The sequence below is a fragment of the Paraburkholderia sp. 31.1 genome (assembly GCF_014397645.1).
Classification (GTDB): Bacteria; Pseudomonadota; Gammaproteobacteria; order Burkholderiales; family Burkholderiaceae; genus Paraburkholderia; species Paraburkholderia tuberum.
This window is the reverse complement of record NZ_VZQN01000091.1, coordinates 1-9,978: the sequence shown is the minus strand read 5'-3', so window position 1 is coordinate 9,978 and position 9,978 is coordinate 1. Positions and strand designations below refer to the sequence as shown.

General features: G+C 58.5%; 13 protein-coding genes. 3 read left to right on the top strand and 10 right to left on the bottom strand.

Annotation, left to right across the window (positions count from 1 at the left end):
• Nucleotides 1–1,018: 1,018 nt before the first annotated feature.
• From F6X37_RS34565 to F6X37_RS34550, 6 genes are all read right to left on the bottom strand, one after another.
• The gene (locus tag F6X37_RS34565; protein ID WP_187614501.1) at nt 1,019–1,927 is read right to left on the bottom strand and encodes a haloalkane dehalogenase; all 909 of its coding nucleotides are present in this window, start codon (nt 1,925–1,927) and stop codon (nt 1,019–1,021) included.
• Entirely contained in the window at nt 1,924–2,115 is a 192-nt protein-coding gene (locus tag F6X37_RS37395; RefSeq protein WP_262420140.1) for a TetR family transcriptional regulator C-terminal domain-containing protein, read from the bottom strand. Before F6X37_RS37395 ends, F6X37_RS34565 begins: the two co-directional genes overlap by 4 nt.
• The gene (locus F6X37_RS37390; RefSeq protein ID WP_316252029.1) at nt 2,078–2,203 is read right to left on the bottom strand and encodes a hypothetical protein; all 126 of its coding nucleotides are present in this window, start codon (nt 2,201–2,203) and stop codon (nt 2,078–2,080) included. The genes F6X37_RS37395 and F6X37_RS37390 overlap by 38 nt, the downstream gene beginning before the upstream one ends.
• Nucleotides 2,184–2,516: a TetR/AcrR family transcriptional regulator gene (locus tag F6X37_RS37385; protein ID WP_262420139.1), complete on the bottom strand. Its 333-nt coding sequence runs from the start codon at nt 2,514–2,516 to the stop codon at nt 2,184–2,186. The genes F6X37_RS37390 and F6X37_RS37385 overlap by 20 nt, the downstream gene beginning before the upstream one ends.
• Before the next feature lie 276 nt (nt 2,517–2,792).
• Nucleotides 2,793–3,566, bottom strand: coding sequence for an MBL fold metallo-hydrolase (locus F6X37_RS34555; RefSeq protein WP_262420138.1), 774 nt, complete (start codon nt 3,564–3,566; stop codon nt 2,793–2,795).
• Nucleotides 3,567–4,016: 450 nt separating this feature from the next.
• Nucleotides 4,017–5,003, bottom strand: a complete 987-nt coding sequence (locus F6X37_RS34550) for an aldo/keto reductase (RefSeq protein ID WP_187614500.1) — start codon at nt 5,001–5,003, stop codon at nt 4,017–4,019.
• A 616-nt stretch (nt 5,004–5,619) separates the two neighbouring features.
• Here F6X37_RS34550 and F6X37_RS34545 point away from each other — a divergent pair.
• Both F6X37_RS34545 and F6X37_RS37380 read left to right on the top strand, forming a co-directional pair.
• Nucleotides 5,620–6,618, top strand: a complete 999-nt coding sequence (locus F6X37_RS34545; RefSeq protein ID WP_187614499.1) for a class I SAM-dependent methyltransferase — start codon at nt 5,620–5,622, stop codon at nt 6,616–6,618.
• Nucleotides 6,619–6,737: 119 nt separating this feature from the next.
• Entirely contained in the window at nt 6,738–7,094 is a 357-nt protein-coding gene (locus F6X37_RS37380; RefSeq protein WP_410451525.1) for a helix-turn-helix domain-containing protein, read from the top strand.
• Nucleotides 7,095–7,178: 84 nt separating this feature from the next.
• On the opposite strand, the gene F6X37_RS34535 is transcribed toward F6X37_RS37380, so the two are convergent.
• From F6X37_RS34535 to F6X37_RS37375, 3 genes are all read right to left on the bottom strand, one after another.
• Nucleotides 7,179–7,484: a panthothenate synthetase gene (locus tag F6X37_RS34535; protein ID WP_187614498.1), complete on the bottom strand. Its 306-nt coding sequence runs from the start codon at nt 7,482–7,484 to the stop codon at nt 7,179–7,181.
• Between the two features lie 633 nt (nt 7,485–8,117).
• Nucleotides 8,118–8,564 carry a GreA/GreB family elongation factor gene (locus F6X37_RS34530; protein ID WP_262414930.1) on the bottom strand — a complete coding sequence of 149 codons (447 nt, stop codon included), beginning with the start codon at nt 8,562–8,564 and terminating at the stop codon, nt 8,118–8,120.
• A 318-nt stretch (nt 8,565–8,882) separates the two neighbouring features.
• On the bottom strand, nt 8,883–9,314 hold the full coding sequence (locus tag F6X37_RS37375) for a hypothetical protein (RefSeq protein ID WP_262420137.1): 432 nt from the start codon (nt 9,312–9,314) through the stop codon (nt 8,883–8,885).
• Between F6X37_RS37375 and F6X37_RS34520 the strand changes: the two genes are divergently transcribed.
• Nucleotides 9,313–9,456, top strand: coding sequence for a hypothetical protein (locus F6X37_RS34520; protein WP_187614497.1), 144 nt, complete (start codon nt 9,313–9,315; stop codon nt 9,454–9,456). The genes F6X37_RS37375 and F6X37_RS34520 overlap by 2 nt on opposite strands.
• Nucleotides 9,457–9,616: 160 nt before the next feature.
• Here the strand turns inward: F6X37_RS34520 and F6X37_RS34515 are convergent.
• Nucleotides 9,617–9,978, bottom strand: a 362-nt coding sequence (locus F6X37_RS34515) for a Tim44 domain-containing protein (protein ID WP_187614496.1), incomplete at its 5' end; no start/stop codon positions are given.

The following is a 9,978-nucleotide window of genomic DNA, read 5'->3' as shown; positions in this document are numbered from 1 at the left end:
AAAGAGCGACGGTGAACCGGGTGCCAAGACCATCTGGCGAGGGCTCGATCAGGTACTCGCTGCCGCTGACACGCTACGCGCGCTCCGCGACGGGCTCGGCTAAGGACTTATGTATAACGCTATGAGTACAAGCTTGGAATGGTATTGATCGATATCCTTGAAAGCTTTCATTGGAGCCGAGGCGAATCGGTAGAAGTCGAGGTATGAGTTTGTATCAATGTAGATCAACGCCATTTCGCCTCCTAATCGCTATTGCGACGCGCTCTTCGCTACGGACTATAGTGCCATGCGAACAGATTGATGCATAGCTTGGTCAAAGCGGCCGTGCAGAAGTCCTGTCAATCGTACCGGGGAACGTCCGATTTTGGCCGGGTCTTACCTGTCGGGGATCCGCAGGACACGACCCGGTCGAGTCAGTCCCAATTCGCAAAATCACACCTCCGCTACTGGTAACGTCATGCCGATAGAACACGGCGTTTGTAAGGTCCCTGTGCAACACTTTGATGTCAACCTATCGTCGACGCGGGTGAATGCGATGGATCAGCCACGTACTGTTATGACCGCCCCCATTCTTTGCGCCGACTCCGGCGGTGTGGTTTTCCGCCTATGGGTTCGGCTGGGGATACCGCGCCTTCGCGCTGCCATTTGAAGTCGTTTGCGAAGAGCTTGGCGCTCGAAATGAGACTGTTCAACAGGTGCGACTCGCGTTCGAGTTGAACAGAGGCCGGATCCTAAGGACCGTGCAACAATATTCAGCAGCACCTGCAACTGGCGAGCGCGTAACGCTCATGGTCGCAGATCTTCAGCGCGTGGCGCCCGAACTCGACTACTTCGGAGCATAAAGGCCAACAGACCACCCTTAGCTGCCCTCTGCCTGACGGCGATCGGCGGCAGACGACCCGGTCTCTCGCACTTTGGCGGCGAATGTCCGCTGAGCTTCCACGGACCGGACGCTCACAGACGACGGTCCTTATCCGCTCATCGGCTTTTCATTCCGGCCCGCGCATCAGAGGAATGCCTATAATGTCAGCCTTTGTTTTGGGCTGGAGCTTACTCCCAGTCCGACTAGCCACTCATTGATAGTGGCGCCGATGACCTCAGGATGATCCTCCTGCAAGTAGTGAATTCCAGCGCCAAGCTCAACTACTCTGCAGCCGTTAAGTTTCTTCGAAAAACTCTCGGCGACGGTCGGCGAGACCAGAGAGCCTGGATTTGCAGTGAAAAGCAGCTTCGGATAAGACGACTGTGCTAGAGCACGATGTGCGTTCTCCAAGGTTAAGTACACATCCGCCGGTTCTCCAGCGATCGGCAGTTCATTCGGGAAACGCCAGGTTGGTCGACGCGACTCGGGAGTTGGAAATGGTGCTCTGTAAACCGACATTTCTTCATCCGTCAGTTTTCGTACGGTTGCAGCGGGAAGAACCTGCTCTACGAATGCATTTCCTTCAAGAATCATTTTTTCACCCACGCCAGGCGTCCTGAACTTCTGAAAGGTTTCGCGTGCATCCGCGTGAAAATCCTCCCAGGTAGGCATTGGCCAGGTGAACTCCATAAAAGCAAGCCCACGGATAAACTCCGGCCTTCGGGCAGCCAGGTGAAATGCCAGTGCGGTTCCCCAGTCCTGCGCTATGACAAATGTTGACGAGATTCCAGCGTTATCGAGGAACGCATCCAGGTATCGAACATGATCCGCAAACCGATACGCAATGTCCGGTTTTCCCGATTGACCAAACCCGATGAGATCCGGCGCGATGCAGTGCGCCACGGGTGAGACCAGGGGAATGATGTTCCGCCATATGTACGACGACGTTGGATTTCCGTGCAGAAAAAGCGCGACCGGTGCTTCGGGATTTCCCGCTTCCCGATAGGCCATGGTGGAACCCAGCACATTCACTCGCGGCAATACAACGTCAGAAAGGACGATCATTTCTGCTCCTTGAATATGGTTTGGAAAACGATGTTCTTGAAGCGATCGAGGGCGGCAGGGCCGCGTTCCACCTTCATGCGAAGAATTGCGCCTTCCCAGGAAGCCAGGAGAAATTCGGCGAGATCCACCGGATCGAACGTCGAATCGATTTCACCCGGCGGCTTGAGCCTCGGCGATGCACGAGGCAAATGGAGCACGCCATTCTTGGAATATCGCCTCGAGTCTTTCGCGCAAGAGCTCGCTTTGAGAGGCGGTCTCAAGACTGAAATCGCCGATCAGGCAACCGCGATTCCATTTGTCGTCTGCCCAGCACGCGGCTGATGATGTCCAGATACCGCTTCAGTCGCTGCCGGGGAATAAGTGACTTGTCGTTCAAAGCCTCTTTGACTAACCCCTTGGTGTGAGCAAAATAGCGGTCCAGCACTTCCTCCGCAAAAGCCTCCTTGGGGCGGAAGTGATTGGTGAAGGAGCCGTGCGGAGCACCCGCCGCTGCGCAGATATCGCGCACACTCGCCCCTTCGTATCCCGACCGAAGCATCACCTGGAGGCCGGCAGCGAGAATGTCTTCGCGAAATGATGGTTTGCTCATAATAGGAATACAGTCGTACGTAGCCGCACCTTCATCTCAAGACGATTGGCTTATCGACGCCCGTTTGTCAGCCGTGGAACGGGCATTGCGAAATCCTGAGCTTCGTCTCAACCAGAGAGTCAGCCAGGGCTGAGGAGTGGCTTCCATTACGGGATCAAACGGCGGCTCGGCAACTCTTGAGCAGACATTCGCCAATGAATTGCGGAGGACCGTAGATGGCGGAAAGGGACCGATGGTGATGGTTGATCGTCGTCCCACGCTATTTTTCGATAACGATCATGCGCGTTTCGCCAGATAGGCGTCGATCAGCGCGACCAGTTGTTCCCGCCCGAAGCTCGCGTCGTGTCCCGCGTGGACGACTTGCACGGGCAATTCGCGCAAACGCTTCATCGTACGCACATAGGTCGGGATATCGGCACCGCCGATCTCGTCCAGCAGCGGGCCATCGTAGATCGCATCGCCGGAGAACAACGTGCCGGTGGCCGGCTCCCAAAGACCGATGCTCCCCGGTGAATGGCCTGGCAGATGCAGGACTTCGAAATGCCGGTTACCGAGATCGACAATATTCCCTTCCTTGACGATTTCCGTGACGGTTGCAGCTCGCACGCGGTAGTCGGACATCTGGTAATCGGCCTTTGGAAGGGCGGTGATCAGATCGCCATCGAACGGATAGCCAAATTCGTGGTATCGACGAATCGCGGCATCGCCCAATACCGATGCCAGGAGCGTGCCGCGCTCGCGCGGCGAGCGCAGGTTGTCGGCCTCCAGTTCGTGGACAAGCGTGTGCTCGAACTCATGATGTCCGCCTACATGATCCGAGTGCGTATGTGTCGCGACTGCGGTCACTTTCTTTTGAAGCAGATGCCGGGCCGCGTCAAGCAGACTGGCAATGCCCATTCCGGTGTCGATCATCAGGTCCCGGTCGCGGCCCCGCACGTGCCAGATATTGCACCGCATCAGTGGCACGACATGAGGTTCCCACAGCAGGGTGATTTCGTCACTGATGCGTTTCAGTTCAAACCAACGGTCGGCAATTGGCAGCATAGTCATGGGAAGTCGGTTCGAACTATCGGAAGTTGATCTACGGGTAGGAAAAATCTCCCCCTGCAGGTTCAGGATCTCGTCGAGTTGGAGTATAGCTACCTGGCGTAACCGAAGCACCTCTCCCGACTGGCGGCTGCCCGACGTCGAGCGACGCCACGCGACCCTGAACCGACGTTCGACATGGCGAGCCATCTACGGCTCTTCCCGAGGTAGAGCAGACGTTCACGGTGTACGACTCAAGCACCCTTGGCCAAAGCTGCTATTTGCGTTGTCGCTCGTCAGGAGCGGCTGGATGACCTGACGATCATCCAGCGCCAATGCATCAGAATGTGGAACTGCCGAAGGTACTACAAGGCGCTCAATAAAAACAAACCAAACCTCTACGACTGACGTCGACCGCCTGATCGCCACCTTCGAGGCTTGCATCGCGGAGCTCGCCTGATCGTCCGTGCTGCGCTACCGATCGAGATTCGATAGCATCGCCGGCAGGTAGCGCGCACCCGCCGTCTTGTGCTGCGAGAGGAAAGCGCGAATGCTTTCCAGCTCGGCTGCCGTGAGCGTCACTGAAGCCGCCCCAAGGTTTTCCTCGAGGTACTTGCGCCGCTTGGTGCCCGGGATCGGCACCAGATCGTTGCCTTGATGAAGCAGCCATGCGAGGGCAATCTGGCCCGGCGTCACGGACTTGTCCTTCGCCAGCGCCTTGACGAAGTCGGCGAGCTTGATGTTCGCGTCGAAATTGCTGCCCTGAATGCGCGGATCGTTGGCAGCACGCCAGTCATCGGCGGGCAACTCTTCCGCCCGCTTCGCCGTGCCGGTCAGAAACCCGCGGCCAAGCGGACTATATGGCACAAAACCAATGCAGAGTTCACGAAGCGCCGGCAAGACCTTGTCTTCGACACCGCGCTCGAACAGCGAATATTCACTCTGCAAGGCGGAAACCGGTTGCACCGCGTGCGCCCGCCGGATGGTATCGACGCTCGCTTCGGACAAGCCAAAAAAGCGCACCTTGCCGGCCGCGATCGCATCCTTCACCGTGCCCGCAACATCTTCGATCGGCACATCGGGATCGACCCGATGCTGATACAGTAAATCGATGTGATCGGTCTGCAAGCGCTTTAGCGAAGCATCAATCACTCCCTTGATGTGCTCGGGGCGGCTATTGAGGCCGCGCACACCATTTTCAAAGGCAAAACCGAACTTGGTCGCGATCGTGACCTCGTGCCGGCGCCCCTTCAACGCACGGCCGAGCAGTTCTTCGTTGGTGAATGGGCCATAGATTTCCGCAGTATCGAGAAACGTACAACCCAGTTCGATCGCCCGATGGATCGTTGCGACCGATTCCTCGTCGTCCGGCGTGCCGTATGCAAAGGACATCCCCATGCAGCCCAGCGCGATCTCCGACACTACAAGTCCTTCACGTCCAAGCTTCCGAGTCTTAAGCATGCTGCTCCTCCATCGAAAAGTGCTCCGTTTACGATGGCATATGCAGGAAGGGGATGTTAGTCAGATCCTCTTGATTCATTGCCTGATTGTTCCGGACAGGCGCGCAATGAGAGTCGTAACTTCCTCTCGACCAAGACAGACCTTAAACCCAGCCGGTGTTGTTTAGCCTACCGACTCCGGCAGCGTGCTCAAGCCATGTGTTAACCGCGCGCGATTACATGCCGGCGTGCCTGCCTTGATCTCGGGGTAATCGTTCGATCAATGGCTACGAGTTACATGATGGCCGGCCGGCGAGCCTCCGATGTCCGGCTCCGAGCCGACATCCGAATGTCCGCCACGGCGCGCGGTCGAAGGGCTGAAGACGGCCGAACCCAGAAATTCGGGTTCCGGCCGAGACTAACGGAGCGCGCCAGCGCCACGAATTCGGGATTTCGCCGAATCCGAGCAGGCCCGCTGAGTGGCCGCTCGCCCCCGCTCCAATCAGAGGTTCGACGCGCAGCCATTATTCGACTAGGCTTATCAGAAGCCCCATGCTGCACAAACGCGTTGAAACCCCGCCAAGAAAGATTCGATTCAAACATCTGTTTGCAGGGTATCTCACGATAGGCTACCGACCATGGACGACATCTCTCCGCAGGCCTTCGTCGATGCCGCGATGGCCTATCAGAAGACTGCCGCGGTGAAAGCCGCCGTCGAGCTCGATCTGTTCACCGCGATAGCGGACGAGCACGGCGACCTGAAGCGTATAGCCGAGCGGGTAAAGGCCGCCGAGCGCGGTGTGCGCATACTCTGCGACTTTCTGACCGTGCACGGGTTTCTGCAGAAGGAAACGGGACAGTACCGATTGACGCCGTCGACCACCGCATTCCTGACGACTTCCTCGCAGGCCTGGATGGGGAGCATCGTGGATTTCCTGGCGGCTCCTGAAATGACGGCACTGTGGCTGGACGACCCCGCCGCGTTCGTTCGCAACGGAGGAGCCGTGGGGCTGGGCAACATCGCGCCCGAGCATCCCGTCTGGGTGAAGTTTGCGCGTGCGATGGCACCCTTCGTGACACAAACCGCACAGAGCATCGCGCAACACGTGAGTGCGCGGCCTCAGGCACCGAAGCGCGTGCTGGACATTGCAGCCGGGCATGGGCTGTTCGGAATCGCGATCGCCGAAGCGATCCCCGGCGCGGAAATCGTGGCGACCGACTGGCAACCGGTTCTCGAGGTCGCGACGGAGAACGCCGCAGCGGCCGGTGTGAGTTCGCGTTACCGCACGGTCGCCGGCAGTGCGTTCGAAGTCGATTGGGGTACGAATTTCGATCTGGCACTGGTCACGAACTTCCTGCACCACTTCGATCCGCCAACCTGCGTGGAATTACTCTCGAAAGTCCGCAGGAGCCTCAGTCCCGCAGGGCGAGCGCTCGCGGCGGAATTTGTTCCCGACGAGGATCGCGTGTCGCCGCCGTTCGCCGCCGCGTTTTCCTTTATGATGCTTGCGTCCACGCCGCAAGGCGACGCGTACACCGCGCGCGAACTCGAGCAAATGGGCCGCGAAGCCGGCTTTTCCAACGTGACGGTGACGCCGCTGCCACCTTCGCCGCAAGCCCTCGTTGCATTCGAGTAGCGCACACCCCTCGCGCTCCAGGCACCGCATTTCGTAATGGAGACGGCGTTCAGACGATGTCGATCGCGACGTCGACGTTGTAGGTTGCGCTGCCGGCCGACCTGACGGTCGACGCCGAGGTGGATCTCGGCACGGGCGCGGGCGGCTATCTTTCGCCGTCGCGGACGCCCGACGACGTACGCGTCATGCTGGTGTACAAAACCTTGTCGATCTTGCTCATCCTGCGGGTCGATGCCGCTCGCAGCCTCGTCGATACCGGGGAATTCTCACTTGCAGTGATCGCCGGAGAGACCGGATTTGGCGATACCGAAAGAATGCGCAGAGCATTCGTCAGGACGCTCGGCCAACCCCCTCATTGCTTCACGGGATTTTCAGGAAGGGTTCCGCACCTTGTCCACGGCTCAGTCCCTGCACATGGTCGCGGCGCGATTGGTAGCGAACGTGTACTCGGCGATCCGTCAGCGTTAGGTTGGTAAGAGAGCCTGTTCTTGACGCGACAAGGCGGACCGCAAGGCCTCATTGGCGGTGCTGCCGCCTGGCTCCGCGGCATGCAGCGCCTGCTATTTCCACTTCGATCCGAGCATCTCCAACCCGGCTTTCTGCAGGTCTTCCGGTAGCATCACAACGCGAAACTCGCAGTCGGCGTTGAACGTGAGAAACCACGGCTCAGCAAATGCGGGAATCTGCGATGGCTCATCAAGGTTGATGACGAGGATGGCTCCGCGTCGTCCGCTTTGCTCCGTAAAATAAGCTGCTTCCGGTTTCATCGCTTCAAGTATCTTTGCCATCACTTCCCCGATGGTGCCATCGCGCACAAAAGCATTGAATGGCTCGTGGAGAATCCGTATGTTGAGAAGCATGCGCATGGTCATTCTCCTTGCCTAAGGCCCTGAAAGTACTCTTCAAGCATAAGAAATCTCCGACGTTGCTTTCGTGGGCTCGGCAACATTCCCGCGTATGGGTGCGGAACGGTACTGAGCATCGGAAACCAGTGAATTGACGCGGAGCGGCCAACGTCCGATCTCTGGTGGCGGATTCAACGCTCGAGTGTCCGCACGAACTTGCGGGCGAGGGGCCGAAACTGGCCGAAACCCGCCCGATGCTCAACGCGAGCATCTCGGCCTTCCCCGTGGCCTCCTGCGGCGGTTCGCCTTGGCGTATGAAAGCGACGCGGAACTGCGGATAAGTGAATCCTTTCGGCCACAGGGCCGTGATGGCAACAGGAATGATGCCGGACACTCATTCTTCGGTGCATCTCGGCGTTTTGAGTAGACAATCTTGTGATTGACCGCCGTAAAGACGGTGATGCCACCACCCAGCATCCACATCACCGCTAACGTCAGCGAGAAAAATGACAGCAGCTTGAGGACAGTCATGCTAGCGCCCCCTTGACCCTTGACCAACCGAATCAAACGGAATTGAATGGGCGACACAGGGCCAACTGAGGGGCGCTCGCTAGCGACGCTATGCAGTTTCTTCGGTGCCTCCTCCCGATATCATCAGCCTGATAAGCGACGACTCTCCGGTTGCAGGAGGATCTTCCTGATGACGTAATGAACCGGCACGCCGCTCGGCGGAAGGCACATGATGACTTGTCCGCAACGCGCACCCAACAGTGCGATGCCCGTCGGCGAGAGAACGGACAGTCGCCCACGCTGATAGTCGGCCTCGCGCGGGTAAACCAGCGTCCATTCATGCGTCTCAGTGCCATCGGTGGTCGTACATTCGACCGTTGTATTCATCGTGACGACGTCCGGTGGTATCTCGGCGGAATCGACAAACAAGGCTGTCGCTTCCATGGCGTCCAGGAGGGCGCGCTGCGTCGGTGACACCCTCGGCAGGTGCGCACATTCCCGGAGTCGTTCCATGTCGGATTCGGACACGACCGGCTGGCCTTCCATGCGGCCGGTTATGGCCGTGATCGAAATGTTTTTGGCAGACAACATGTGTGCCTCCGGCTGGAAAACAGGTTACAGATATCCGCGCAATCGCGGTCATTCCATACGTCGAGCCACGAACCGTCCAAGAAAATGAGCCGATCGATGGTTCCCAAATGTTGTATATCGAGCAACGCGCTCCGGTTGACGAACGCACCGGGTCGATCGTCAGGAAAGACGACCTGCATCAGGGGAGCGAAGCGCCGGGTTATCTCGGTGAAGCTCGCCTCACTAGACGGTTCCGTCACGTCAAGCCAGTAGACAAGCGCCGCCGTTGGACTTCCTGCCTTCCGAGCAATAAAACGGAGTGTTTTTTCGCCTGACGATTCATTCATGATCCCCTGCCCGGTTAGTACGTTCCTCTTTCAAAAGCAGTTCGGCGCTGCTTGCCGGGCTTGCCGATACGACGCGCTGTGGGGCGACTTTCGTAAGCCGGTGGTCGACCCATATCCGTCCCCATCGGATCGCGTACTGCAAGGCCTGCGCTGGGTCGTAGAAATAATCCAGCGCGTGGAAGCAGCGCTGTGTCGGGCAGCCCGGCCCGTCGATCACAAGATGGGCCGCGTGCAACGCACTCTCCACGGGTTCTGCTCGGGCCGTCAAACGGTAGCCCTGATGTTCAGCCTGATAGCTCACAGAGCCGATGCGCCTGCTTTGCGAAACGTTCCACTGCGAGGCCAAATTCTGGCCACTGATTGTGACGGAGCGTTCCTGCCTGACCGTCGGCGTCTCATTCAGACGTTTTGTTTGCGTTCTCATGGCTTCTCGATCCTTCGAAGACGATCCGATTCCGCCGCTGTTCGGTCGCGCGGCTAAAGACCTGCGCACAGGCAGCGCAACGGATCTCGAGTTTGTTCGGCACGCGGGCGGACGCCCATCCACGCAAGTCGTGATGGAGTAGCCGACTATCGCCTCATGCGCCCAGCGTTTGCCGCTCCGCAAGTGGCGCTCGACTTTCTCACGCACGGTCGCTGGCGAAAGGTTGGTCTCAAGTAGTTCCGCGGCGCGCGCCACCCTCACGAGTAACCGGCAGCAGGCCGCTGCCGGTTTCAACTACGCTCTCATCCGTCAATTTGCTGAATGCCGGCCAGTCGCCACGCCTGGTTGCCACGTGCGTCGCTGACCATGTTCCAGACTTCCTGGAACGGCTGGGCAGTCGGCGCATCGTCTTCCCGCAGTTGACCGTAAAAGCGAACGCTAACCAGCGTTTCATCCGCATTGCGTTCTGTGCCAAGCACTTCCGCGTCAAGTTGCGTGACTTCCGTATGACTCACCTGGCGACCCCGAGCTTCGAGATCCCGCTTGATTTGCGCGAACATCTCCGGCGTCGTCAATTCGAACAGGTCACCCTGCTCGTTCCGGTCCCATGCGCCTTGAAGGCGCATGAACAAGGTCTTTGCCGATACAAGAAACGCCGCCTGAT

Bases quoted from the DNA above. Each gene is read 5' to 3' on its own strand.
- F6X37_RS34565 (WP_187614501.1), bottom strand. From the start codon at position 1,927: ATGATCGTCCTTTCTGACGTTGTATTGCCGCGAGTGAATGTGCTGGGT.
- F6X37_RS34535 (WP_187614498.1), bottom strand. From the start codon at position 7,484: ATGCGCATGCTTCTCAACATACGGATTCTCCACGAGCCATTCAATGCT.
- F6X37_RS34555 (WP_262420138.1), bottom strand. From the start codon at position 3,566: ATGACTATGCTGCCAATTGCCGACCGTTGGTTTGAACTGAAACGCATC.
- F6X37_RS34520 (WP_187614497.1), top strand. From the start codon at position 9,313: ATGGCTTCTCGATCCTTCGAAGACGATCCGATTCCGCCGCTGTTCGGT.
- F6X37_RS34550 (WP_187614500.1), bottom strand. From the start codon at position 5,003: ATGCTTAAGACTCGGAAGCTTGGACGTGAAGGACTTGTAGTGTCGGAG.
- F6X37_RS37375 (WP_262420137.1), bottom strand. From the start codon at position 9,314: ATGAGAACGCAAACAAAACGTCTGAATGAGACGCCGACGGTCAGGCAG.
- F6X37_RS34530 (WP_262414930.1), bottom strand. From the start codon at position 8,564: ATGTTGTCTGCCAAAAACATTTCGATCACGGCCATAACCGGCCGCATG.
- F6X37_RS34545 (WP_187614499.1), top strand. From the start codon at position 5,620: ATGGACGACATCTCTCCGCAGGCCTTCGTCGATGCCGCGATGGCCTAT.
- F6X37_RS37385 (WP_262420139.1), bottom strand. From the start codon at position 2,516: ATGAGCAAACCATCATTTCGCGAAGACATTCTCGCTGCCGGCCTCCAG.